Origin of the sequence: Peribacillus sp. NPDC094092 (assembly GCF_050279365.1) — a bacterium.
Lineage (GTDB): Bacteria > Bacillota > Bacilli > Bacillales > DSM-1321 > Peribacillus.
Genome location: NZ_JBNNUC010000003.1, coordinates 244964 through 269819, shown reverse-complemented (window position 1 = coordinate 269819; position 24856 = coordinate 244964). Strand labels below are relative to the sequence as shown.

The following is a 24856-nucleotide window of genomic DNA, read 5'->3' as shown; positions in this document are numbered from 1 at the left end:
GGGTCTCCCCTCGACGCGTTTTCCCGCAGGAGTCTCGCACCTTCCGTTCCAATCAACTTGGTTTTGGAATTTTAGGTAAAACCCTTTTGTCTACAAACTCAAACCCTGTGCATTTATGGGGCACAGGGTTTTTTCATTGCCTTTATTAATTGGCATGTTCCTTCTCTTCTTGATTGGTCACTTTACTCGGCCAAAAAGCATGGCGGCCAAGTAGGGCGGTGATGGCAGGAACAAGGAACGGGCGCACAATGAATGTGTCCATTAACACTCCAAGAGCGGTAATGAGACCAAATTGAACCAATACTTGGATCGGAAGTGTGGCTAGAACGGAAAAAGTGGCGGCCAAGATTATTCCGGCGGAAGTGATGACACCGCTAGTTTCGGCAACGCCTTTTCTGATGGCCTGCTTGATTGGCATCGTTTCTTTCTTACGCCAAATGCTAGAAACCATGAAAATGTTATAATCCTCTCCAAGTGCAACCAGGAATACGAAAGAATAAAGTGGAATGGACCCTTCTATGGCATCGACACCCATGAAATAGTGCAGGATTATCCAACCTAAGCCCATTGCTGAAAAGAATGAGAGAATGACTGTCCCCATTAAATACACCATGGCTGTCACAGATCGCAAGTAGGCTAAGAGGAGCAAGGAAATCAGGACAATGATGATCGGGATGATCATGAATTCATCGGATTTTACAATATCCCTTTTATCGAATTGCGTCGCAGTTTGCCCGCCAATCCAAACTTTTTCATCAGCGGAAGATATATTGGCGGACTTCATTTCTCTCTCCGCCATTTTACGTATTTCCGGAATGGAATCAATGGCCTCGATGGCATATGGATTCAAGCTGAATGTGACCTCATAAGATTGCAGATCTTGATTGGATTTACTTGTGACTGGATCTGCAACACTTTCAACAATATTCATCCTTTCCAATGCCGGCGCTAAATCGATATCTTCACCATCCGTATCGATAACCACTGTGGCTGGTGCCAGTTCGCCCGGTGAGTACGAGTCGGAGATGACGGAATAGCCTTCACGGGAATTCATATCTTCAGGGAAGGAAGAGAGAATATCATATGAATATTTTATTTGTGAAGAATATCCAGCTAAAACACAGAAGATGATCAGGCATGTAAGAATGACAGTCCATGGCTTGGTCGTGACGATATGACCAATCCATTTACCGATGCGGCCTTCTTTATGCTTTTTGACGGCTTTCCCCTTTTTCTTAGCACGTGCTTCCTCCATTTCAGGTGTACGCGGAACGATCGGGAAGAAGGAAGCCCTTCCGAATACAGAAAGCAATGCCGGTACAAGTGTTAAAGCTGCCAGCATCATGATTAAAATGGATAAGCTGAATGGTACAGCGAAACGGTGGTAGGCTCCGTATTTGGCTACAAGCAATGTTAGCAGGGAGATGACGATCGTAAGTCCGCTCATCGCAATGGCGCCTGATGAATCTTTAAATGCGGCGATCATGGCTCTCCGTTTGCTTTCATGATTCCTTAATTCACTTCTGTAGTGAGAGATTAAAAATAGACAATAATCCGTTCCGGCACCGAATAATAATACGGTCATGATTGAGATGGCCTGTGAATCGACTGTGATCCAACCATGATCTGCCATGAATCCAAGAATCGGGCTTGTGACAATATAGGCGAAGCCCACTCCGATTAGAGGAATGATGGCTAAAAGGGGGGAGCGGTAAATGAGTAATAAGACAACAAGTACAAGTATTACTGTCGCTAGTAGCAATTTGAAATCAGCACCTGAAAATAAACCCGTGGCATCGACGGATATCCCAACAGGGCCTGTCACTCGAAGGGATAATTCACCTGAACCTGTCGGGACCTTGAAAGGGTCCGAACCAATGCGTTCCGAAACTGCTTCATTGATGCTTTCAAGATTTTTTTCGAGAATTTCAGTCTCGGTCTTTTCCTTAAAGAAAAGCGGCTGTACGAAAGTCGTTCCATCTTCTGAAACCGATTTTTGAAGCGCAGGCAACGGCATTTCATGAAGCGGCGGTAAAAAAGATTGCTGTGTCAATGGGTTATCTGACAGTTCTTTGGAAAGGTACTGGATTTCAGCCAAGTCGGTCTCTGTCAGTCCGCTTTCCCGATGCCATGTAAGGAGGGCGGGTAATCCGGAGGATCTTGGAAACTCTTCTTTAATAAGTTCATCAGCCACGACAGAAGGTGAGTCCTCAGGCAAGTCTGCAGCATTATTTGCTGTTCGATCATTAACGGCAGGCAATGTGAAGGTTAATGCGATTGCTGCAATTATCCATACAGCAATGACAACCCAACGACTGGTTTTTCCGGTCATCATCCTGCCAAGTCTTCCTATTATTGATTCGTCCAATGAAGACACCCCGCTTTTTGAATTTTTTATCCTTAGATCATTATAATGGAGCGATGTTGCCCTATACAAAAATGGGTGTGTTCATTCCATGTTTCCACTAAATGCTTAAAGGCTTTCTTTTCATTATATGATTTGCACCAGTTATCAATGGCATAAACAAATGATCAGCGATATATAGGGGGAATTTAACTTTTTCAATTAAATTTGAAGATTGAAGAGTGAAATATAGGAGATGGGGGAAAGTATAGTAGTGTTATGGCATTTATTAACAGAGGAGGGGTTTTTTTGTCCGATAAATCCAAAAAAACAAATGAAGAATCGGAAGAAACTTTAACGAACAGGCAAGGTCACCCGGTAACGAATAACCAGAGTATTAGAACTGTAGGGAACAGAGGTCCTAGTACACTTGAGAACTATGATTTCCTGGAAAAGATCAGCCACTTCGATAGGGAGCGCATCCCTGAGCGGGTCGTGCATGCCCGCGGTGCAGGTGCACATGGATATTTCGTTCCGACCGGCAAAGCGGGGGACGAGCCGATTTCAAAATATACGCGAGCGAAGGTTTTTCAGGAAGAGGGTAAAAAGACCCCGGTATTCGTGAGATTTTCATCCGTTATTCATGGAGGAACGTCCCCGGAAACGTTACGTGACCCAAGGGGATTTGCCGTTAAATTTTATACGGAAGATGGCAACTGGGACCTTGTAGGCAATAACTTGAAAATTTTCTTTATCCGTGATGCAATGAAATTCCCGGATTTGATTCATGCCTTCAAACCGGATCCGGTCACGAATATTCAGGACGGAAGGAGGATTTTCGATTTTTGCGCGAGTTCGCCTGAAACATTCCATATGGTTACCTTTGTGTTTTCCCCATGGGGCATCCCGGCAAACTACCGCATGATGCAGGGGTCAGGGGTCAATACTTATAAATGGGTGAACGAGGAAGGGAAAGCGGTGCTTGTCAAGTATCATTGGGAACCGAAACAAGGGATCAAGAACCTGACACAGCAAGAGGCAAATGAAATTCAAGCTACGAATTTCAATCATGCCACACAGGATCTATATGAAGCGATCGAACGAGGGGACTATCCTGAATGGGATCTTAACGTACAGATCATGAGTGATGATGATCATCCTGAGCTGGATTTTGATCCGCTGGATGATACGAAAATCTGGCCGAAAGATGAGTTCCCGTGGCTGCACGTCGGTACGATGGTATTGAATAAAAACCCTGAAGACTATTTCACTGAAGTCGAACAGGCTGCATTCGGCACTGGTGTCCTTGTGGATGGACTGGACTTTTCTGATGATAAGATGTTACAGGGACGTACATTCTCTTATTCCGATACACAGCGCCACCGTGTCGGTGCGAATTATCTGCAGTTGCCGATTAATGCTCCAAAGAAACGAACAGCCACGAATCAGACGGGCGGACAGATGCAATATGAAGTTGGCAGAGGCAGCCAAAGCCCTCACATCAACTACGAACCATCAACTGTCGGCGGCTTGAAAGAGGCCAAGCAGACGGGCAAGGAGTATACACCTATGGTGGAAGGGAAACTTGTTCGTGAAACGATCGATCGCCAAAACAATACGAAACAGGCCGGGGAAACATTCCGTGAATTCGAGGATTGGGAAAAAGACGATTTGATTTCCAATTTAGTGGCGGCATTGGCTCCTGCCGACAAGCGCATTCAGGAAAAAATGATAGCCCTTGCCGAGGAGGCCGATGAAGAGTATGGCCGCAGATTGAAAGAGGGGCTGGCTTCTGCTTCTGAACATACGGACTCTTCAAAACCTCTGGGAGGGACGGATAACCCTGAGGACTCCGTTAGAAAAGGACATGAAGCCGATCCATATTGATTGGACTGAAAAAGAAGCAAACTTCCCTTTAAAGGGGTTTGCCTCTTTTTTTTATGGGCATAATTGGAGGATGTGTGGGATGCTCTTCTGATGATGCCTTGAAAATCGAGTAGGAAATTGATTGGCAAAAAACTTGATAATCATTTAAACTGAAACTACTCTATTTTTCTCTTAATAAAGGAGATGAAAAAATGATTAAAATTCTTTCTGCCCTTTTCCTTCCCTGTCTACTTGTCATGCTGTTTTCAAGAGTCACCTATAACAATGTCGTGGGCCTTGTTTTAACTGTTGCCTTGATTACAGCTTCCGCATATAAAGGTTATACGCATACAAATTTATTGATCATCGTCGATGCCTTATCCCTGACAGTGGGGTTTTGGTTATCAAAAAGAATGATGAAACGTACATCCAAGAGCGCCTGACACAAAAGGTGCTTTTTTTGTACTCAAACATGTCATCCCCCTCCATGCATCATGAAGTCCATAAAACGAAAATAGAATGGATGTTCGCTTATTGCTGGTTTGTTTTAAGGCTATTGTGGTAGAATGTGTATATATGCTTTATTAAACCGGAATAAATAGAAGGGATATAGGCATGTCCCGTTTTCATATAAAAATATTTCAATAGGAGGCTATGCTTGGTGAAGGATAAGTTTGAGTTAGTCTCAAAATACTCTCCTCAAGGAGATCAACCGGCAGCGATTGACATGCTGGTCGAAGGGATTAAGGAAGGCAAGGAAATGCAGACGTTATTGGGGGCAACGGGGACAGGGAAAACGTTCACCGTTTCCAATGTAATTCAACGAATCAATAAACCGACTCTTGTCATTGCCCACAATAAAACGTTGGCAGGGCAGCTTTACAGTGAGTTCAAAGAGTTCTTCCCTAATAATGCCGTCGAATACTTCGTCAGCTACTATGATTACTACCAGCCAGAGGCTTATGTTCCATCCACGGATACATTCATCGAAAAAGATGCTAGCATCAATGATGAAATCGATAAACTGCGTCACTCGGCAACCTCTTCTCTGTTCGAAAGGAAAGATGTCATCATCATTGCCAGCGTTTCGTGCATATACGGGCTCGGTTCCCCTGAAGAGTACAAGGAGATGGTTGTTTCCCTCCGGACAGGCATGGAAATAGACCGGAATGCCTTGCTGCACAGACTCGTGGACATTCAATATGAGAGGAATGATATTGCTTTCCAACGGGGGACCTTCCGCGTTCGCGGCGACGTGGTCGAAATTTTCCCGGCTTCACGTGATGAACATTGCGTACGGGTCGAGTTTTTCGGGGATGAGATTGACCGTATCCGTGAAGTGGATGCCCTGACTGGTGAAATTACCGGTGAACGGGAACATATCGCGATTTTCCCGGCCTCCCACTTCGTAACTCGCGAAGAGAAAATGCGGATAGCCATTCAAAATATCGAAACGGAACTGGAAGAGCGATTGAAGGAATTAAGGGATGATGAAAAACTCCTCGAAGCACAGCGCTTGGAGCAGCGGACCCGTTATGATTTGGAAATGATGCGGGAAATGGGCTTTTGTTCAGGGATCGAGAATTATTCCCGCCATTTAACCCTTCGTCCAGCAGGTGCGACACCATACACTTTAATGGATTACTTTCCAGAGGACTTCCTATTGGTCGTGGATGAATCACACGTAACCCTTTCACAAATCCGCGGAATGTTCAATGGAGATCAGGCGCGGAAGCAAGTGCTCGTCGATCATGGCTTCCGTCTGCCGTCTGCCAAAGATAACCGTCCGCTAAGATTTGAAGAATTTGAGAAAAAGGTACATCAATCCATATTCGTTTCGGCAACTCCGGGACCATATGAACTAGAACATACGCCAGAAATGGTTCAGCAGATCATCCGTCCTACCGGATTGCTGGATCCGACGGTAGAAGTGCGGCCGATTGAAGGGCAGATAGATGACTTGATCGGTGAAATACAGGAGCGTATCAAAAAGAACGAGCGTGTGCTCATTACGACCTTGACGAAAAAGATGTCTGAAGATTTAACTGACTATTTAAAGGAAATCGGCATCAAGGTCCAATATCTTCATTCGGAAGTGAAGACCTTGGAAAGGATAGAAATCATCCGGGAACTTCGAATGGGCAAATATGATGTACTCGTTGGAATCAATCTTTTAAGGGAAGGCCTGGATATACCGGAAGTGTCGTTGGTGACCATTCTGGATGCCGATAAGGAAGGGTTCCTTCGCTCGGAACGTTCGCTCATTCAAACGATGGGCCGTGCAGCCCGTAATGCGAACGGCCACGTCATCATGTATGCAGATCGCATCACGAATTCGATGGAACTTGCCATAAATGAAACGAGGCGGCGCCGTGAAATCCAGGAAAGTTTTAATGAAGAGCATGGAATAATGCCTCAAACCATCCAAAAGGATATCCGTGACTCCATAAGGGCGACTCATGTAGCCGAAGAAAGCGAAGAGTATAAAGAAGACCTTGCACCAAGCCTCGCGAAACTCCCTAAAAAAGAGCGCTTAAAAGTGATGGAGAGCATGGAAAAAGAAATGAAGGAAGCGGCAAAGGCACTGGATTTCGAGCGGGCTGCCGAGCTGCGTGATTTATTACTAGAGTTGAAAGCGGAAGGGTGACGAAACATGGCAATGGATAAAATTGTGATAAAAGGAGCCAGGGCCAACAATTTAAAGAATATTGATATCACGATACCGAGAGACAAACTTGTTGTGCTGACCGGATTATCCGGATCTGGAAAGTCTTCCTTGGCTTTTGATACGATTTATGCAGAAGGGCAAAGGCGTTATGTAGAATCACTTTCCGCTTATGCTCGTCAATTCTTAGGCCAAGTGGATAAACCGGACGTCGATGCGATCGAAGGTTTGTCACCAGCCATTTCCATAGACCAGAAAACGACCAGTCGAAACCCACGTTCAACCGTAGGGACTGTTACCGAGATCTATGATTATTTAAGGCTGTTATTTGCACGGGTCGGAAGGCCGACCTGTCCGATCCATAATATTGAAATCACCTCACAAACGATTGAGCAAATGGTGGACCGCATTCTTGATTACCCTGAGCGAACCAAGCTTCAGGTATTGGCACCGCTTGTCTCAGGCAGAAAAGGAACACATGCAAAAGTTTTGGAGGAAGTCAAGAAACAAGGATATGTCCGCGTTCGTGTGAATGGGGAAATGCATGATCTCAGTGAGGAGATCACTCTCGAAAAAAATAAAAAGCATTCAATTGAAGTCATCATAGACCGGATCGTCATTAAAGAGGGGATCATGGCGCGGCTCGCAGATTCATTGGAAAGTGCTTTGCAGCTTGGCGAAGGCAAAGTCATCATTGACGTCATGGGTGAAGAAGAGCTTCTGTTCAGTGAACATCATGCTTGTCCATACTGCGGATTTTCGATTGATGAGTTAGAGCCGAGGATGTTCTCCTTCAATAGCCCGTTTGGGGCATGCCCGGATTGTGATGGCTTGGGGGCGCGGCTTGAGGTGGACCGTGATCTGGTCATCCCGAATAACGAATTAAGCTTCCGACAACATGCGATTGCGCCATGGGAGCCAACAAGTTCCCAATATTATCCGCAGCTTCTTGAAGCGGTAGCCAACCATTATGGGATAGATATGGATGTGCCCGTTAAAGATTTACCGGAAGAGAAGATGGATAAGGTCTTGCTTGGTTCAGGTAAAGATAAGATATATTTCCGTTATAAAAACGATTTTGGAAGAGTGCAAGAAGGATATATTTCTTTTGAAGGAGTTTTAAGAAACATCGAAAGGCGCTTCAAGGAGACGAGTTCAGACTATATTCGCGAGCAGATGCAAAAATATATGTCAGAACATCACTGCCCGACCTGTAAGGGTCATCGATTAAAAAAAGAGAGTCTTTCCGTGCTCATTCAAGGGGTCCATATAAGTGAAACGACAGCTTTATCAGTGGAAGATGCGTTAGTATTTTTCGATAAGCTTGATTTGACTGAAAAGGAAGCCGCGATTGCGAGATTGATTTTACGTGAAATTCGTGAGCGGCTCGGTTTCCTGGCTAATGTAGGTTTGGAATATTTGACGTTGAGCAGGGCAGCGGGAACATTATCAGGCGGTGAAGCGCAGCGTATACGATTGGCTACGCAGATCGGTTCCCGATTGACGGGTGTGCTTTATATTTTGGATGAACCTTCAATAGGGCTGCATCAGAGGGATAACGATCGATTGATCGAAACATTGAAGAATATGCGCGAAATCGGGAACACCCTGATTGTTGTCGAGCATGATGAAGATACGATGATTGCTGCAGACTATTTGATCGATGTCGGTCCTGGAGCAGGAGCGCATGGAGGGGAAATAGTGGCCGCTGGTACTCCGGAAGAGGTCATGAATAACCCTAAATCCTTAACGGGCCAATATTTAGCAGGGAAGAAATTCATCCCATTGCCATTGGAACGCCGGAAAAATGATGGCCGTGTCATCGAGATAAAAGGTGCCAAGGAAAATAATTTGAAAAACGTAAATGTGAAATTCCCGCTGGGTGTCTTTACGGCCGTAACAGGAGTCTCTGGATCAGGGAAAAGTACATTAGTGAATGAGATCCTTCATAAATCGTTGGCCCAAAAGCTGAATCGGTCAAAAGCCAGACCAGGCGATTTCCGTGAGATAAAGGGGATTGAGCATTTAGATAAAGTCATTGATATCGATCAATCACCGATCGGCAGAACCCCTAGGTCGAATCCAGCTACCTATACGGGTGTATTCGATGATGTTCGTGACGTATTCGCTTCAACCAATGAGGCGAAAATCCGCGGGTATAAAAAAGGAAGGTTCAGTTTCAATGTGAAGGGCGGCCGCTGTGAAGCATGCCGAGGTGATGGCATTATCAAAATCGAAATGCATTTCCTTCCAGATGTTTATGTCCCATGTGAAATCTGTCATGGGAAACGTTATAACCGGGAAACTCTTGAAGTGAAGTATAAAGGGAAAAACATTTCCGACATCCTCGATATGACCGTTGAGGAAGGCGTAAGTTTCTTTGAAAATATCCCAAAAATCAAACGGAAGCTGCAAACGATTTATGATGTTGGTTTGGGTTATATCAAGCTTGGACAGCCTGCTACCACTTTATCAGGCGGTGAAGCGCAAAGGGTGAAACTTGCTTCTGAATTGCATCGCCGTTCCACTGGGCGCTCCTTTTATATCTTGGATGAACCAACTACCGGACTTCATGTCCACGATATAGCAAGGCTGCTCCAGGTTCTGCAGAGGCTGGTCGACAATGGGGATACAGTTTTGGTGATCGAGCATAATCTGGATGTCATCAAGACGGCGGACCATATTATTGACCTGGGACCGGAAGGCGGAGATAAGGGCGGAACCATCGTCACTTATGGAACACCTGAAAAAATATGTGAGGTTTCCGATTCATATACGGGAAAATACTTAAAACCTGTACTTACCCGTGATCAAATTCGAATGGAAAATTGGATAGAAGAAAAAGAAACTCAGCATGAACATGCATAAAAAATGTGGGTTCGGTACGTCATCCCGAGCCGGTTTTAAGGAAAGACCAGATTATCTTTAATGTTAATTTCCTGTAACCCTTATTGGATTGAAGGAATTGGAGAAACTCCTGTCTAATAACTGGCTAGCCAAGACTAACAGGCGCTTGCGTCGGGGAGGCTTGGCAGGCAGTCGGCGGAAAGGGAGCCGATTACTGAAATCAATTGAAATGGTTTTTTATAAAAAACTGTAGGCAAACTGTTTTTTCTTCAAGTCTATCCACAGTCCGGAACAAGCCATCAGGCTTGTTTTTTTGTAGAAAAATGACGGTGTGTTTTTAATCAATCATTTGATTAAAGAATCGGAAAACAAGATATTTCCGGGGAAATCATACATCTTCCTTTTCGGAAATTGTCATTTCCCTTTGTCGAATGATGGGAAAAATGGTATTTATGAAACTTTTTAGATATCTGGGCGTATGTATGAATAAAATGATAGAAGAAAGTGAGGAATGTTCATGCAGGAGGAAAGAAAGAAAATCTTGGAAATGGTTCAGGGTGGAAAGCTATCAGCGGAAGAAGCCATGGGATTATTGGAAGAATTAGATAAAGCCAGTCAGGAAAGTGAAGCTAAGGAGCAGAAATTGCAAAATGAATTATCGACGGTAGTCGTGGATAAGAAAAGCGAGGGAAGCACTCAGGATACGTTTAAGAAGAATATCCAGTCATCGAAAGAAAAGATTATGGATTTCGTTGAAAGTGCTTTTAAGAAAATCAAAGAGACGGACCTTGATTTCAATTTCGGGAAATCTGTGGAGGTTCGTCATATTTTCCAGCATGATCATGATTTTCTTAATGAAGTCGATGTGGATATAGCAAATGGGAAAATAAAAATCGCCGCATGGGACCATAATGATGTCCGGGTTGAATGCGAAGCCAAGGTATACCGTGTGGAAGATATAGAAGAAGCCAGGAAGAGCTTTTTGGAAGAAGTAGATTTCACGATTGAAAATGGGAAATTGAGGTTCAAGGTTCGTGAAAAATCCATAAAGGTTGATACGATCATGTACATTCCAAGGAAGGAATATGAAGATATCCATGTAAGGATGTTCAATGGCGCTATCACGACCGAATCATTGAAATCAGAGAACCTTAAAGCGAAGACGGCGAATGGTGCCATTCATATCATGCAGGGTACGGGGGATTCGTGTGAGCTTGAAACAGGAAACGGAACGATCACCATTTCCGATACCAACTTTAATGACTTGGAAGCTGAGACCTTGAATGGAGCGATTAATGCCGATGGATACTTCAAGAAATTGGATGTCCAAACCTTCAATGGGGAAATCATCTGTACGAATTCCGGGATGGATTGCGATTCGATCCATGCTAAGTCAATCACTGGAAAGGTCCAGCTGACCCTGCCGCCAGGGAAGGCGATCGAAGGAGAGCTGAAATCAAATTTAGGAAGCTTTAATGTAACTTTGGAAGGGATGACCATCATCGAAGAGAAAAGTGATGTGGTTCAGAAGGTTCTTAAGTTTAAGACGGTTAAGGAAGAGGTTCCTGTGCTTCATGTTTTTGCAGAAACCAAGACTGCAGCGATAACCGTTTCCTGAGGAAAAAAGAAAGCCCGCTGATATAACTGCAGCTCAGAATGTAGGCAAACTTTGGTGAAAACCGAGGTTTGCCTACATTTTTTTCTGGCTTGTACAATGTGGATGTTAATTTCGCTTTCAGCATGCGTGGTCTCCGCTAGTTGCGCCTTTCCCGCAGGAGTCTCGCACACTTGCTCCAATCAGCCGTTGACCCTTTTGTCTATAAAGTGAGCCCTCCCATATAAACTTGCAGGCTTTCTTATGGTGTATACATTTTCATCTCATCGCTTCCTGTTCACGGAGACCTTCCCGCTGTCATCATCCGGGTGCAGTGAATAAAAAAACAGTAAATCGATAATGCTTAGTTTGGTTATTAACAGAAAAATGCTAAAATAGAAAAAGTATCTCGAAAAATAGCAACGCTCCAAAAGGAGGAAAGATATATGGCAAAAGTCCGTACAAAGGATATATTAGAAGCGTTCGGCCTAGAACTTATCAGTGGGGAAGAAGGAATTAACCGACCGATAGTCACGAGTGATTTATCTCGTCCGGGACTTGAAATAGCCGGTTTTTTTGATTATTATCCCGCGGATCGAGTACAGCTTTTAGGTATGACGGAGATGTCCTTTTTCAATCGGTTAAATGAACCGGAGCGAATACAGAGGATGGAAGAGTTGTGCAGGGACTTTACTCCAGGCATCATCATTACGCGTGGTCAGGAAGTGCCGATAGAATTGATCGAAGCTTCTGAGCGGGAATCCGTTCCTGTGATGAGATCCAATATGAAGACAACAAGGTTATACAGCCGTCTGACCAATTTCCTTGAAAGCAGGTTGGCACCAACTACTGCTGTTCATGGTGTATTGGTGGATATCTATGGGTTAGGCGTGTTGATCACCGGGAAAAGCGGAGTCGGTAAAAGTGAGACAGCCCTGGAATTGGTGAAACGGGGACATCGTCTTGTAGCCGATGACTGCGTGGAAATCAGGCAGGAAGACCAAGATACGCTAGTGGGGAATGCCCCGGATTTAATCGAACATCTTCTTGAAATAAGAGGGTTGGGAATCATTAATGTAATGACACTTTTTGGAGCTGGTGCAGTCCGGAGCAACAAAAAGATTTCAATCGTCATCAATCTGGAACTATGGGAAAAAAACAAGCAGTATGACAGGGTTGGACTTGATGAAGAAAAAATGAAAATCATCGATACGGAAGTGACGAAAATTACCGTACCTGTCCGTCCAGGGCGAAATTTAGCTGTTATCATTGAAGTGGCAGCGATGAACTACCGCCTGAAACGAATGGGAGTAAATGCTGCGGAACAGTTTTCAGACCGCTTGAACCATGCCATTGCAGATCCGGAACATGATGAATTTTAAAAGGTTATAGGAAAAGAGGGGACAAAATGGAACAAGGAATACAGCCGCTGAATCCAATCGCGATAGATCTTGGTCCGATCCAGGTACATTGGTATGGACTAATCATCGGTTTCGGTGTGTTATTGGGTCTTATTATCGCTTTGAGGGAATCAGAGCGCAGAGGTCTTGATAAGGAAATATTTACGGATATGATTTTGTTTGCTGTCCCAATCGCGATCATTAGTGCCCGTATTTATTATGTGATCTTCCAATGGGAGTACTATTCACAAAATCCGGGGGATATCATAAAAATATGGAATGGCGGAATTGCCATACATGGTGCGTTGATTGGATCGGTGCTGACTGCCATCGTTTTTGCCAAGGTCAAGAAAGTGTCATTTTGGAAGCTGGCGGATATTGCTGCACCGAGCTTATTGTTGGGGCAGGCGATTGGCCGTTGGGGTAATTTCATGAATCAGGAAGCGCATGGCGGGGAAATAACAAGGTCATTCCTGGAAAATATGCATTTGCCTGAATTCATCATAAATCAAATGTACATAAACGGTACGTACTATCACCCGACCTTTTTGTATGAATCGATTTGGAATATCGCGGGTGTCATTATTCTCTTAAGCTTGCGGAAAGTGAACTTACGCAGGGGGGAACTATTTTTAACCTATGTATTATGGTATTCCATCGGCCGTTTCTACATTGAAGGATTGCGGACGGATAGTTTGATGCTGACGGAGTCACTGCGTATCGCCCAAGTGATCTCGATTGTGCTGGTCGTTGTAGCGATTGCTTTAGTGGTCTATAGAAGGGTCCGCGGGCATGCAAACAAAAGATATTTAGATGCATAGGGAATATGTGTAAAGGGAGAGGGCATAGTGATAGTGGATTCAGTTAAAAAGGGACTTCTTTCAGGCTTGAATACAACTTGGTCTTTGGGGAAAGTGATATTTCCAGTCACTTTGATCGTCACTGTGCTTCAATATACGCCAGTATTGCCATTCATCATTAACTTGATTGCGCCTTTGATGAATCTCATAGGTCTTCCAGGGGATGCGGCAATTCCGCTTGTGTTAGGGAATTTCCTGAATTTATACGCGGCGATCGCTGGCATATTAACACTTGATTTGACTGTGAAAGAAGTCTTTATTATTGCTATGATGCTATCTTTTTCACATAATTTATTGATCGAGTCGGGTGTGGCGATGAAAACCGGTGTCAAGCTGTGGATCATCTTAACAGTTCGGATCGGACTTGCGCTTTTATCAGCGATCGTCATCAATCTTGTCTGGCAGGGCGGATCTGAAATGGCCCAAGGAGTGGCTATCGGTGAGGCTGCAGAGATTAACGGAGCAGGTGCAATCCTCTTACATGGTGTCCTCCAGGCCCTTTCAGGAATCGTTCAGTTGGCGGTCATCGTTATTCCGCTCATGGTTGCGGTTCAAATCATGAAAGATTTAAAATGGCTGGAAGCCTTCTCGAAAGCCCTTGCTCCCTTCATGAAGGTCCTGGGGATGAAGCCGAATGCTTCCATGCCTTTCGTTACAGGCCTGACTCTCGGTTTGGCATATGGGGCAGGCGTAATGATTCAAGCCGCTAAAGAAGATAATGTTTCGAAAAAGGATATGACGATTGCGTTCATCTTTTTAGTTGCCTGCCATGCTGTTGTAGAAGATACACTGATTTTTATTCCGCTGGGGATTCCGGTCTTGCCGTTGTTGATCATTCGGCTACTCACTGCCGTTGTTTTAACGATGGCCGTTGCGTATATATGGAATCGGACTGACAGGGTACAGAGAAAGGAAGCTGTATATGAACAGTAACATAACTACATTATTATTTGATCTTGATGGGACGTTGATCAATACGAATGAATTGATCATCGCCTCTTTTACGGAAACTTTAAACCACTTTTGTCCCGGAAAGTACAATCGGGAAGATATCATTCCATTTATCGGACCGACTTTGTTCGATACTTTCTCCTCCATTGATCCAAAACAAGTGGATGAAATGATCGCTTACTACCGGGAGCATAATTGGAGGAACCATGATTTGCTTGTCACACAATTTGACGGGGTGTTCGAAACGGTTCAAACGTTGAAGCAGAGCGGTTATAAATTGGCAGTCGTTACGACAAAGAGGCGTGATGTCGTCGAAAAAGGACTGCGTTTAAGCAAACTGGATCAATTCTTTGAAGTGGTGGTCACACTGGATGAAGTGGAAAAGGCAAAACCGGACCCAGAGCCTTTGGTAAAAGCTTTAAATCAACTTGGTTCGGTTCCTGAAGAAGCGATCATGATTGGCGACAGCTATCATGATATTTTGGGCGGTAAAAATACAGGTACAAAAACGGCAGGAGTCTCATGGTCCATTAAAGGCCGTGAATTCTTGGAAAGTTATCACCCAGATTATATGCTTGAGCAGATGGCGGATTTATTGAATATCGTTGAGGTTGCAAAACCCATGGAGGCCAGAAAATGAGACGCACGTCCCGATATCCGGTTGAAGGGGCTAATTCACTATGGCATGTTTATAAGACCGTTCCATTCTGGAAAGTCGTAAAGAATTTTGTGGTGATACAGCTAGCGCGTTATACGCCATTTCTGGGAATGAAGAATTGGCTATACAGGACTTTTTTACATATGAAAGTAGGAAAGCATACTTCATTTGCCCTGATGGTCATGCCGGATGTGATGTTTCCGGAAAAAATATCAGTTGGAATGAATACTGTCATTGGCTATAATACAACGATTCTTGCTCATGAATATTTGATTCATGAATATCGTTTAGGAGATGTAGTCATTGGTGATGAAGTATTGATCGGAGCCAATTCGACCATTCTTCCAGGACTTTCAATTGGTAATGGGGCGATTGTCTCTGCGGGGACGCTTGTCCATAAGGATGTTCCGGAGGGAGCTTTCGTCGGGGGAAATCCAATGAAAATCATATATACCAAAGAGGAAATGCTTGTGAGAGAGCAGCAAACTTCTTTATGAAAAAAGGACTTGCCCATATATGCGGCAAGTCCTTTTTAATGATATTTCGGGTATAACGGAGTCAGTTCATTCTTTAGATGCTCTATCACTTCGTCGATTGATGCATTTTCCTGGTTCACCGTTGCTTCATACGTTTCTTTTAAAATTTGAAAAAACCTTTGCTGTGCCTCTTTATCCATGTTGAACTTGTCCTCCTATCATCTATTAAAGATTTATGAAAGCGGGGCAGAACAACTTCTGCCCCGTATTTCATTTACTTTTTCTCCGATTTCATTAAATCGGCAACCAGTACGTATCGTTCCGGTGCACTGCCAATATATGAAAAAGGATAGCAGGTTGTTACTGTAAGTGTAGCTTTAGGCTTGGGAACGATCACGGTACGGTCATCTGCATCGACGATGCGAACCTTCCTCACTTTATATGTAAACGTACCTGCTTCTGTCTTGGCAATCAGCAAATCACCCTTGCCGACTTCACCTAGATCTCTGAAAATTGTATCTCGGTGGCCTGATAAAACGGAATTATCCTTTTCACCGGGGAGGACGGACCCCGCATAATGGCCGACGCCCTTTTCGAGTTCATCTTCGTCCGTTCCATGATAAATTGGAAGTGTTGCCTCGATTTTTGGAATATGAAGCTCACCCATCAAATCACCTGTCTCCGGTCGTTCTTCATAAAGTTCAGGCCCATTGGGAATATCAGCTTTCGTCTTCGGTTCGGGGAGCTTAGCCGTCGCTTCCGTTGTGTCAGATTCATTCCATTTATACAGGGCATAGCCCTTTAACAGCGTATAGGCATTTGTCGTTGTAATATATAAACCTAAGGTTAAAATGCAAACAGCAGTGATAAGTAACGTTTTTTTCTTATGTCTGGATTGCCTATTTTTGCGCATTTTAATTAGTGAGTCTCGCTTTTCTGATTAATCCGAAAGCGATCCCCATCAACACTAAACCGATTAAAGTACCGAATAAGTAATTACCGGCCGTTTTAGGAAGCACTCCGCCTTTTTCCGTCTTATGTTCAGGTTTTGTCGGTTTTTTCTTTTCCTTTTTTACCTCAACCACTTTAGAAATGACCTCAGTGGACTGTTTAATGTCATTGCCGGTTTCTTTCACTAAATCGGAACCGATCATTTCACCTGTCAATGTAAAATCGAGCAAAAAGTTGCCGTTTAAATCGTAAATGGAAACTAGTAAACTGGCATTCGTCATTTCCTTAAGTTGGAATAAAGCCTCAAGGGATAGGTTTGTCGTGACACCATCCTGAATTAAGGAGAATTTGAATTGAATTTGCAGCAAGCTTTGAAGATCATTATATATGGAAAGCAATTCTGCCACTTGTTCAGCAGATAATTCATCAATTGTTTCAAAATACTCGAGTTGATCCATCCTATCGGAGATTGCCATTAAACGAGCTTCAAAAGAAGGGTCTTCGACGATAGGTAAAAGGTGGTTCATGAATCTGTCCATCTCTTCATCTGTAAGGCCGATCTCAGTAAAAAGACCATCCATTAGATCGATGATCTCTTCCTCATCATATTCCATCTCTTCCTCATCATCCATTGCTAAATCGATGATATCCTCAATGTCGTAAATGAAATGGAAGGTATCGATGATGGAATCCCCCTCTTCCAGTTCGCCGTATTCTATTAATAATTCCGTAAGTTCAGCTTCTGTCATTCCATATTGTTTAAGTAGATTCTGTATGGTCTCAGGAGTGACGGTCGGTCCTAATGTATCACGCAGCTCTTCTACCGATTTCAGTTCATCCAATGATATGTCGTAATAGGATAAATACTCTTCCAATTCTTCTTGCGTCATTCTAACTTCAGAAAGGTATGCATTAAGCTCGTCCTGGTTGATCTTAGTTGCCGCAAAACCCTTCGTTCCGCTTAAACCCAGTGAAAAAAGAACGATAAGTGCCAAAAAAAACGAAAAATATTTCTTCATTCCCATATCCCCCTAAAATTATCTAATATTACCAAACTCCTAAACATTATAAAACAGCTAAACCAAAAGGTATACATTAATAACAGTGATTGGTTAAAAATAGGAAGAAATATTCGGTTAAAAAGGTATACTCCTTCCGTTTGGACTTAAACCGATCATGAAGAATATCGAAAACCGCCATGAATGAGATTAGGCATATTTTCCTTGACGTTAGGTGGGGGCAGGGGTAAACTATTAGTAACTTCATCTTGCTACCATATTAGCGAACTAAAGTGTTTGGTCGATTATTGTGATTATTTATATTATTATGTCAATTTATTTGATACTATTTTTATATGTTATCCGAAATTTGGATTTAAGCGTGAAACCTTGGAAAGATAAAAGGGATAAACAAAATTAGGAATGGGTGCATCGGTTTTTGCCTATAAGCAGACCGATTGGATATAGGAATTAATCAAAATTTCAAAAGGATGTGCAGTCGTGACAAAGCCATTTATGTTTGAAAAACCGTTAGGCATGAGAGATACACTGCCGGTGCTGTATGAAACGAAAGTGTCGGCCAGAAATAAAATGAGTGATGAAATCAAGAAGTGGGGCTATCAATTTATTGAAACGCCTGCTTTGGAATATTATGAAACAATTGGCGATGCTTCGGCAATATTGGACCAACAGTTGTTTAAACTTCTCGATTCCCAGGGGCATACACTGGTACTCCGTCCCGAGATGACAGCTCCCATTGCACGGGTAGCAGCATCCAAACTGTTAAAACAGCAAATTCCGCTTCGCCTTGCCTATTCCGCGAATGTATACCGCGCACAGCAGCGCGAAGGAGGCAGGCCGGCAGAATTCGAACAGATTGGCATTGAATGTATCGGTAATAAGTCGATAAGTGCCGATGCTGAAATGATTGCCCTGCTTGCGGATGCTCTAAAGGCTGCAGGGCTTCAGGAATTTAAGATTTCCATTGGACATATCGGATTTCTGCAAGAATTTTTCTTAAGCATTCTAGGTACGGAGGAGAGAGCCTCTGTATTAAGAAAGTTTTTATATGAAAAAAATTATGTCGGTTATCGCGAGCATGTTAAATCCCTGCCGCTTTCATCCATTGATAAACAACGGCTTATCGAATTTACCTCATTAAGGGGCAGTGAAGAAACCCTGAACAATGCGCTAGGGTTGGTTGAGAATAATAAAGGGCAAGATTCTTTGGCTGAACTGAAGGAATTGTCTGCGCAGCTGAAAGAATTTGACGTTGAACAATATGTGAGCTTCGACTTAACATTGGTCAGTCATATGAGTTATTACACGGGAACTTTATTTGAAGTGTATGCCGGACAAGTGGGGTCGCCAATCGGCAATGGCGGCAGGTATGATAATCTGCTTTCGAAATTCGGCTGGAATGCTTCGGCCACGGGTTTTGCAATCAGGGTGGACCGTCTAGCAGAAGCTCTTGGGGAGCCGATTCAGCCTGTAGCGCCAGAATGCATTTTGTTCAGTCCCGAACGAAGATTGGAAGCCATACAATTTGCAAGAAAAAAACGCTCCGAAGGAAAGCCGGTAACGATTCAAGATATTACGGTCGTCCAAAATGTCGATGCTTTTACACGGACATTTTCTGAAGTTCATTTATTCGTAGGGAATGGGGGGAATGGAAAAGATGAATAGTAGCTTTTTAACGATTGCCATGCCGAAAGGGAGAATATTTGAAGAAGCGGCAGAGCTGTTAAGAAGGGCCGGTTTTCGTCTCCCTCCCGAGTTTGATGATTCCCGGAAATTGATCCTTGAAGTGGAAGAGGAAAACCTGCGGTTCATTTTGGCAAAACCGATGGACGTCGTAACATATGTGGAACATGGCGTCGCTGACATTGGAATTGCAGGGAAGGATGTCATGTTGGAAGAAGAACGTGATGTCTATGAGTTACTTGATTTGAAAATCAGTGCCTGTTACTTGGCTGTAGCTGGATTGCCTGGTACGAAAATAAGTGACATCGCCCCAAAAATAGCGAGTAAATATCCGAACGTTGCTTCCAGTTATTTTCGTGAGCAGGGGGAGCAAGTCGAGATCATTAAGTTGAATGGGTCTATTGAGTTAGCACCGTTAATCGGTTTAGCTGAACGAATCGTCGATATCGTTTCAACGGGACGGACATTGAAGGAAAATGGTCTTGTGGAATATGCAAAAATCGCCAATGTGACTTCGAGGCTGGTAGCGAACCCTGTCAGCTATCGAATTAAAGAAGCAAGGATTACCGAAATCGTGGAACGGCTAGCAGAAATTATTGAATAGTAAAGAATCGCTAATGAGGTGAAGGTATGAAAATAGAACGGTTTGCTGAAGGGATTTCACTGAAACGCTCGGTTGAAGCAGGTACTGCCGATCAAAGGAAAGCGGTTCAGGATATTATTTACGATGTCAGGAAAAGCGGAAACGCCGCTTTACATACCTATACCGAACGTTTCGATGGTGTCAGTCCAGGCGAATTACTTGTTTCGGAACGGGAAATGGAAGAAGCGACGGCGGCCTTAAATGCTGAGCAGCTTGATATTATTCAAGGAGCTGCTAATAATATTCGAATGTTTCACGAGAAACAAGTTCGAAATTCATGGTTTACGACTGATGAAACGGGAACGATGCTAGGACAAAAATTGACCCCTCTTGATGCTGTAGGTATATATGTACCTGGAGGCACAGCGGCATATCCTTCGTCAGTATTGATGAATGCGTTGCCTGCAAAGGCCGCAGGAGTGGAACGGATCGTTATGGTTTCCCCACCAGGAAAAGACGGGAAATTATCACCAGCGGTATTGGCGGCTGCCAAAATTGCCGGGGTTAAGGAAATCTATAAAGTTGGCGGGGCCCAGGCCATAGCTGCTCTTGCCTATGGGACGGAAACAATTAAGAAAGTGGATAAAATAGTGGGTCCGGGAAATATTTATGTGGCATTAGCGAAGCGCGAAGTATTCGGCGATGTTGCCATTGATATGATAGCAGGTCCAAGTGAAATAGCGATTTTGGCGGACGAATCAGCCATCGCCGCAGAAGTTGCGGCAGACTTGCTATCACAGGCGGAGCATGATGCCCGGGCATGCAGCGTTTTGGTGACGACGTCAACGTCTCTTGCAGAAGAAGTGGCAGCAGAGGTGACCAAGCAGGTGGCGTTGCTTCCACGCCATGATATTGCCGCAGCATCCATAAGGGATTATGGACGAATCGTAGTATGCGGGAATATGGCAGAGGCTGTTGAAGCGATCAATGAACTTGCACCGGAACATTTGGAAATTGTGGCTAAAGATGCACTTGAAATCATGGCTAAAATCCGTCATGCCGGGGCAATCTTCATTGGCCGCTTTAGTTCGGAGCCTGTCGGGGATTACTTTGCAGGCCCCAATCATGTGTTGCCTACAAATGGAACGGCCCGTTTTTCCAGCCCGCTGAATGTGGATGATTTCCAAAAGAAATCGAGCGTCATCATGTATAGTGAAACAGCCTTCCGTAAAAATGCAGGGAAAATTGCCGCATTTGCCCGGATGGAGGGACTCGAGGCTCACGCCCGTGCCATTGAATCACGTGGTGTGAATGAATCCGGGAAAAAGTCCTGAATTATTAAAATAAGTGAAATAATTGATATAAAGATTTTTGACATGCTTTTACATCTTGGGAATTGAGGAGGAGTTGTAATGGAACGTTTTGCTAGTGTGGAGCGAAAGACGAATGAAACGGAAATAAGCTTGAAGTTTGGTGTGGATGGGGAAGGTAATTCCTCCATTAAGACGGGCGTTCCGTTCATGACGCATATGCTGGATTTGTTCACGAAACACGGAAAGTTTGATTTGACTGTAGATGCAAACGGAGATACAGACGTGGATGATCATCATACAACTGAAGATATTGGCATTTGTTTGGGGCAGACGTTATTGGAGGCCCTCGGAGACAAGCGCGGGATAAAGCGTTACGGAAATGCTTTCGTACCTATGGATGAAGCACTCGCCCAAGTTGTCATCGACTTAAGCAATCGTCCGCACCTGGAGTTCCGGGCTGAGTTTCCTTCGCAAAAGGTCGGTACTTTCGATACTGAACTGGTACATGAGTTTCTTTGGAAATTCGCTCTTGAAGCCAGGATGAATCTGCATGTGGTCGTTCATTACGGACACAACACACACCATATGATCGAAGCGGTATTCAAGGCGCTTGGACGTGCATTGGACGAAGCTACGACCATCGATCCGCGTGTCAAAGGCATCCCTTCGACGAAAGGAATGTTGTAAATGATCGGGATCGTCGATTATGGCATGGGGAATTTATTTTCCGTAAGTAAAGGGCTGGAGCGCCTTGGTGCCGATTCATTCATTTCCGATGACCCAAAAGAACTTTCTAAGTCGAATGGGATCATACTTCCCGGTGTTGGCTCTTTCAGGGATGCCATGAGTCTCCTGGAAAAACAAAAGCTTGATGAATTCCTGAAGGAATATGCAGCAGGCGGGGGGTATCTTTTAGGCATCTGCCTTGGTATGCAGCTTCTCTTTGATGAAAGTGAGGAAAATGGACCTGCAAAAGGATTATCCCTCATCCCAGGTAAAGTCGTTCGTTTCAAAGGGGTGGATGCGAATGACCAGGTTTATAAAGTGCCGCACATGGGCTGGAATCGTCTTGAATTTAAACAGGCGTCACCAGTGAATGAGGGACTGGAAGGGGAACATGTTTATTTCGTCCATTCTTACTACGTCGATACGGATGAATCATTCGTTACGGCTTCGGCGACGTATGATGTGGAAGTGCCGGCGATCGTCGGTAAAGGGAATGTTTTCGGCATGCAGTTCCATCCGGAAAAAAGCGGGAAGATGGGCATGTCACTCTTGAGAAATTATCTGTCATTAGTAGAAGGGAAGGAAGAAGCATGAGCAACTTTACTATTTATCCGGCGATTGATATGCGCGGAGGCAAGTGCGTCCGCTTAATCCAGGGAGATTACAATCAGGAAACCGTTTATGGCGATTCCCCCTTCGATATGGCTAAAAGCTTTGCAGACCAAGGGGCCGCATGGATACACATGGTCGACCTTGACGGCGCTAAAGAAGGAGTGCGCATCAATGATTCATACGTAATAAAAGCTGCAAGTGAGTTAGGGGCCCGCATTCAAATCGGCGGCGGCATCCGTACGGAACGGGATATAGCCCATTACCTGGATAATGGAGTGGAACGTGTCATTTTAGGCAGCACGGCCGTTTCAGACCCTGATTTCACTAAAGATATGATCAGGAAATATGGAAGTCATATCGCAATCGGGATTGATGCGAAAGATGGCAGGGTAGCCACTCATGGTTGGCTTCAAACTTCTGGAACCCTTGCGATAGATCTTGGCAAATTACTGGCCGATGCTGGTGCTGAAACCTTTATCGTGACTGATATCGCGACGGATGGCATGCTTTCAGGCCCGAATGTGAAAGGGATATTGGCCATGGCGGAGGCAACTGGTAAAAACGTGATCGCTTCGGGAGGCATTAGTTCACTCGAAGACCTTGTCACCCTCAAAGAGTATGAAGCCCAAGGCATTGCAGGGGCAATCATTGGCAAGGCGCTTTATACCAATCGCTTTACTGTAGAAGAAGCACTAGAAAAGGTGCGTGGTTAAATGCTCACTAAACGAATTATTCCATGTCTCGATGTAAAGGATGGGCGCGTAGTCAAAGGTATACAATTTGTTTCCCTTAGGGATGCTGGGGATCCGGTCGAACTTGCCTCCTTTTACGACCAGGAAGGTGCCGATGAGCTTGTCTTCCTGGATATTTCCGCATCACATGAAGGCAGGGAAACAATCGTCGACGTCGTTCAAGCGGTAGCGGGCAGCTTGGCAATCCCGTTCACTGTGGGCGGCGGCATTAATTCATTGGCCGATATGAAGAGGATCTTACGGGCCGGTGCCGATAAAGTATCTTTAAATACAGCAGCCATTCTGCGCCCTGATCTAATCAATGAAGGTGCTGATTATTTTGGTTCCCAATGTATCGTTGTCGCCATAGACGCCCGATATGAAGAAGAGCTTGGGTCATGGCGTGTATATACCCACGGCGGTCGGAAACCGACTGAATGGGAAGTGACCGAGTGGGCGAAGGAAGCCGTAACCCGCGGTGCAGGTGAAATTTTATTGACAAGCATGGATTGTGACGGCGAGAAAAAAGGGTTTAATATCGCTTTGACAAAAGCGGTATCCGAAGCCGTTTCAGTGCCGGTCATCGCCTCAGGCGGTGCTGGTAACGCCGAGCATTTCCAGGAAGCCTTCCAAGAAGGTAAAGCCGACGCAGCATTAGCCGCATCGATTTTTCATTATAAAGAAACATCCGTCAAAGAAGTCAAAGCGTTTCTCAAACAACAAGGAGTGGTTGTACGATGAATCTTGAAACTATTAAATACGACGAAAAAGGCCTGATACCGGCAATTATTCAAGATGCAGGAACCGGCGAAGTGCTGACACTTGCTTACATGAACCAAGAATCACTGCAATTGTCGATTGAAAAAGGTGAAACGGTCTTTTTCAGCCGTTCGCGCAATGAATTATGGCATAAAGGGGCAACCAGCGGCAATACTCAGAAAATCATCGAAATGAAGTATGACTGCGATCAAGATGCTTTGGTCGTTCGGGTCGTTCCTGCAGGTCCTGCGTGCCATACAGGGGCAACAAGCTGTTTTAGTGAAACGATTTACCGAAACAGTGAAGCCGGACAAGAAGTGAAGGCGAATGTGACTTTCCTGACGGAATTGGAAAGGTTGATTGAAAAAAGAAAATCGGATATGCCTGAAGGTTCATATACTACCTACCTATTCGATAAGGGCGTCGATAAGATCCTGAAAAAAGTCGGTGAAGAAGCGGCAGAAGTGATCATTGCGGCCAAGAACCGGGATGCAGAGGAACTTTCGATGGAAAGTGCAGATCTCCTCTATCACTTATTCGTTCTTCTTCGGGAGCAGGAGTTGCCTTTCCAAGCTGTGCTTGATGTATTGAAGGCTAGACATGCCGATAAAGACGAACCGAAAGAAACCGAATGAATGGGATTGCCCTCCGTCCATTGAAGGGCTCTGACTGAAGACAAACTCGATGAATATCACGTTTGTCTTCAGTTTTTTTTATGGCTTGTTCAATTTGGAAGTTGATTTCCTCTTCAATCAACTACTGCTACTAATTTTGGTGAATCCTGCCTGAGACATGAAGGTGTTGCTTTGTTCGGGACC

General features: G+C 44.3%; 22 protein-coding genes. 18 read left to right on the top strand and 4 right to left on the bottom strand.

Annotated features, from left to right (window positions below; all coding sequences use genetic code 11):
• Positions 1-145: 145 nt before the first annotated feature.
• On the bottom strand, positions 146-2368 hold the full coding sequence (locus tag ACQKNS_RS16975; RefSeq protein WP_427644501.1) for an MMPL family transporter: 2223 nt from the start codon (positions 2366-2368) through the stop codon (positions 146-148).
• Between the two features lie 285 nt (positions 2369-2653).
• On the opposite strand from ACQKNS_RS16975, the gene ACQKNS_RS16970 reads away from it, so the two are divergent.
• The 10 genes from ACQKNS_RS16970 to ACQKNS_RS16925 all read left to right on the top strand — a co-directional run bounded on the left by ACQKNS_RS16970 (position 2654) and on the right by ACQKNS_RS16925 (position 15682).
• A complete protein-coding gene (locus ACQKNS_RS16970; RefSeq protein WP_427644500.1) occupies positions 2654-4231 on the top strand; it encodes a catalase in 1578 nt (525 codons plus the stop codon).
• 191 nt (positions 4232-4422) lie between these two features.
• Positions 4423-4653: a CsbA family protein gene (locus ACQKNS_RS16965; RefSeq protein WP_034309928.1), complete on the top strand. Its 231-nt coding sequence runs from the start codon at positions 4423-4425 to the stop codon at positions 4651-4653.
• A gap of 218 nt (positions 4654-4871) precedes the next feature.
• Entirely contained in the window at positions 4872-6857 is a 1986-nt protein-coding gene (uvrB, locus tag ACQKNS_RS16960) for an excinuclease ABC subunit UvrB (protein WP_427644499.1), read from the top strand.
• A gap of 6 nt (positions 6858-6863) precedes the next feature.
• Positions 6864-9743, top strand: coding sequence for an excinuclease ABC subunit UvrA (gene uvrA, locus ACQKNS_RS16955; protein WP_427644498.1), 2880 nt, complete (start codon positions 6864-6866; stop codon positions 9741-9743).
• A gap of 496 nt (positions 9744-10239) precedes the next feature.
• Positions 10240-11340, top strand: coding sequence for a DUF4097 family beta strand repeat-containing protein (locus ACQKNS_RS16950; RefSeq protein ID WP_427644497.1), 1101 nt, complete (start codon positions 10240-10242; stop codon positions 11338-11340).
• 422 nt (positions 11341-11762) lie between these two features.
• The gene (gene hprK / locus ACQKNS_RS16945) at positions 11763-12698 is read left to right on the top strand and encodes an HPr(Ser) kinase/phosphatase (RefSeq protein ID WP_427644496.1); all 936 of its coding nucleotides are present in this window, start codon (positions 11763-11765) and stop codon (positions 12696-12698) included.
• A 26-nt stretch (positions 12699-12724) separates the two neighbouring features.
• Positions 12725-13537, top strand: coding sequence for a prolipoprotein diacylglyceryl transferase (gene lgt, locus ACQKNS_RS16940; protein ID WP_427644495.1), 813 nt, complete (start codon positions 12725-12727; stop codon positions 13535-13537).
• 27 nt (positions 13538-13564) lie between these two features.
• Positions 13565-14509, top strand: coding sequence for a nucleoside recognition domain-containing protein (locus ACQKNS_RS16935; protein ID WP_427644494.1), 945 nt, complete (start codon positions 13565-13567; stop codon positions 14507-14509).
• On the top strand, positions 14499-15167 hold the full coding sequence (ppaX, locus tag ACQKNS_RS16930) for a pyrophosphatase PpaX (protein ID WP_427644493.1): 669 nt from the start codon (positions 14499-14501) through the stop codon (positions 15165-15167). The genes ACQKNS_RS16935 and ppaX overlap by 11 nt, the downstream gene beginning before the upstream one ends.
• The gene (locus ACQKNS_RS16925; protein WP_427644492.1) at positions 15164-15682 is read left to right on the top strand and encodes an acyltransferase; all 519 of its coding nucleotides are present in this window, start codon (positions 15164-15166) and stop codon (positions 15680-15682) included. Before ppaX ends, ACQKNS_RS16925 begins: the two co-directional genes overlap by 4 nt.
• Positions 15683-15717: 35 nt before the next feature.
• On the opposite strand, the gene ACQKNS_RS16920 is transcribed toward ACQKNS_RS16925, so the two are convergent.
• From ACQKNS_RS16920 to ACQKNS_RS16910, 3 genes are all read right to left on the bottom strand, one after another.
• Entirely contained in the window at positions 15718-15861 is a 144-nt protein-coding gene (locus ACQKNS_RS16920) for a hypothetical protein (protein ID WP_427644491.1), read from the bottom strand.
• A 74-nt stretch (positions 15862-15935) separates the two neighbouring features.
• On the bottom strand, positions 15936-16574 hold the full coding sequence (locus ACQKNS_RS16915; RefSeq protein ID WP_427644490.1) for a class D sortase: 639 nt from the start codon (positions 16572-16574) through the stop codon (positions 15936-15938).
• Position 16575: 1 nt separating this feature from the next.
• Positions 16576-17631, bottom strand: a complete 1056-nt coding sequence (locus ACQKNS_RS16910; protein WP_427644489.1) for a processed acidic surface protein — start codon at positions 17629-17631, stop codon at positions 16576-16578.
• Between the two features lie 480 nt (positions 17632-18111).
• On the opposite strand from ACQKNS_RS16910, the gene ACQKNS_RS16905 reads away from it, so the two are divergent.
• The 8 genes from ACQKNS_RS16905 to hisIE all read left to right on the top strand — a co-directional run bounded on the left by ACQKNS_RS16905 (position 18112) and on the right by hisIE (position 24673).
• Positions 18112-19296, top strand: coding sequence for an ATP phosphoribosyltransferase regulatory subunit (locus tag ACQKNS_RS16905; protein WP_427644488.1), 1185 nt, complete (start codon positions 18112-18114; stop codon positions 19294-19296).
• The gene (hisG, locus tag ACQKNS_RS16900) at positions 19289-19918 is read left to right on the top strand and encodes an ATP phosphoribosyltransferase (protein ID WP_427644487.1); all 630 of its coding nucleotides are present in this window, start codon (positions 19289-19291) and stop codon (positions 19916-19918) included. Before ACQKNS_RS16905 ends, hisG begins: the two co-directional genes overlap by 8 nt.
• A gap of 26 nt (positions 19919-19944) precedes the next feature.
• Positions 19945-21231 carry a histidinol dehydrogenase gene (gene hisD, locus ACQKNS_RS16895; RefSeq protein ID WP_427644486.1) on the top strand — a complete coding sequence of 429 codons (1287 nt, stop codon included), beginning with the start codon at positions 19945-19947 and terminating at the stop codon, positions 21229-21231.
• A gap of 78 nt (positions 21232-21309) precedes the next feature.
• On the top strand, positions 21310-21897 hold the full coding sequence (gene hisB / locus ACQKNS_RS16890) for an imidazoleglycerol-phosphate dehydratase HisB (protein WP_427644485.1): 588 nt from the start codon (positions 21310-21312) through the stop codon (positions 21895-21897).
• On the top strand, positions 21898-22530 hold the full coding sequence (gene hisH / locus ACQKNS_RS16885; protein WP_427644484.1) for an imidazole glycerol phosphate synthase subunit HisH: 633 nt from the start codon (positions 21898-21900) through the stop codon (positions 22528-22530).
• Positions 22527-23261 carry a 1-(5-phosphoribosyl)-5-[(5-phosphoribosylamino)methylideneamino]imidazole-4-carboxamide isomerase gene (gene hisA / locus ACQKNS_RS16880; RefSeq protein ID WP_427644483.1) on the top strand — a complete coding sequence of 245 codons (735 nt, stop codon included), beginning with the start codon at positions 22527-22529 and terminating at the stop codon, positions 23259-23261. The genes hisH and hisA overlap by 4 nt, the downstream gene beginning before the upstream one ends.
• Entirely contained in the window at positions 23262-24020 is a 759-nt protein-coding gene (gene hisF / locus ACQKNS_RS16875) for an imidazole glycerol phosphate synthase subunit HisF (protein WP_427644482.1), read from the top strand. It begins immediately after the preceding gene.
• Positions 24017-24673 (top strand): bifunctional phosphoribosyl-AMP cyclohydrolase/phosphoribosyl-ATP diphosphatase HisIE, encoded by a 657-nt coding sequence (hisIE, locus tag ACQKNS_RS16870; protein WP_427644481.1) that lies wholly within the window; start codon positions 24017-24019, stop codon positions 24671-24673. The genes hisF and hisIE overlap by 4 nt, the downstream gene beginning before the upstream one ends.
• The last annotated feature ends 183 nt before the right edge of the window (positions 24674-24856 follow it).

Bases quoted from the DNA above. Each gene is read 5' to 3' on its own strand.
- ACQKNS_RS16915 (WP_427644490.1), bottom strand. From the start codon at position 16,574: ATGCGCAAAAATAGGCAATCCAGACATAAGAAAAAAACGTTACTTATC.
- hisG (WP_427644487.1), top strand. From the start codon at position 19,289: ATGAATAGTAGCTTTTTAACGATTGCCATGCCGAAAGGGAGAATATTT.
- hisH (WP_427644484.1), top strand. From the start codon at position 21,898: ATGATCGGGATCGTCGATTATGGCATGGGGAATTTATTTTCCGTAAGT.
- hisA (WP_427644483.1), top strand. From the start codon at position 22,527: ATGAGCAACTTTACTATTTATCCGGCGATTGATATGCGCGGAGGCAAG.
- hisF (WP_427644482.1), top strand. From the start codon at position 23,262: ATGCTCACTAAACGAATTATTCCATGTCTCGATGTAAAGGATGGGCGC.
- ACQKNS_RS16965 (WP_034309928.1), top strand. From the start codon at position 4,423: ATGATTAAAATTCTTTCTGCCCTTTTCCTTCCCTGTCTACTTGTCATG.
- hisB (WP_427644485.1), top strand. From the start codon at position 21,310: ATGGAACGTTTTGCTAGTGTGGAGCGAAAGACGAATGAAACGGAAATA.
- ACQKNS_RS16950 (WP_427644497.1), top strand. From the start codon at position 10,240: ATGCAGGAGGAAAGAAAGAAAATCTTGGAAATGGTTCAGGGTGGAAAG.
- hisD (WP_427644486.1), top strand. From the start codon at position 19,945: ATGAAAATAGAACGGTTTGCTGAAGGGATTTCACTGAAACGCTCGGTT.
- ACQKNS_RS16920 (WP_427644491.1), bottom strand. From the start codon at position 15,861: ATGGATAAAGAGGCACAGCAAAGGTTTTTTCAAATTTTAAAAGAAACG.
- ACQKNS_RS16925 (WP_427644492.1), top strand. From the start codon at position 15,164: ATGAGACGCACGTCCCGATATCCGGTTGAAGGGGCTAATTCACTATGG.
- ppaX (WP_427644493.1), top strand. From the start codon at position 14,499: ATGAACAGTAACATAACTACATTATTATTTGATCTTGATGGGACGTTG.
- uvrA (WP_427644498.1), top strand. From the start codon at position 6,864: ATGGCAATGGATAAAATTGTGATAAAAGGAGCCAGGGCCAACAATTTA.
- ACQKNS_RS16910 (WP_427644489.1), bottom strand. From the start codon at position 17,631: ATGAAGAAATATTTTTCGTTTTTTTTGGCACTTATCGTTCTTTTTTCA.
- hisIE (WP_427644481.1), top strand. From the start codon at position 24,017: ATGAATCTTGAAACTATTAAATACGACGAAAAAGGCCTGATACCGGCA.
- lgt (WP_427644495.1), top strand. From the start codon at position 12,725: ATGGAACAAGGAATACAGCCGCTGAATCCAATCGCGATAGATCTTGGT.
- hprK (WP_427644496.1), top strand. From the start codon at position 11,763: ATGGCAAAAGTCCGTACAAAGGATATATTAGAAGCGTTCGGCCTAGAA.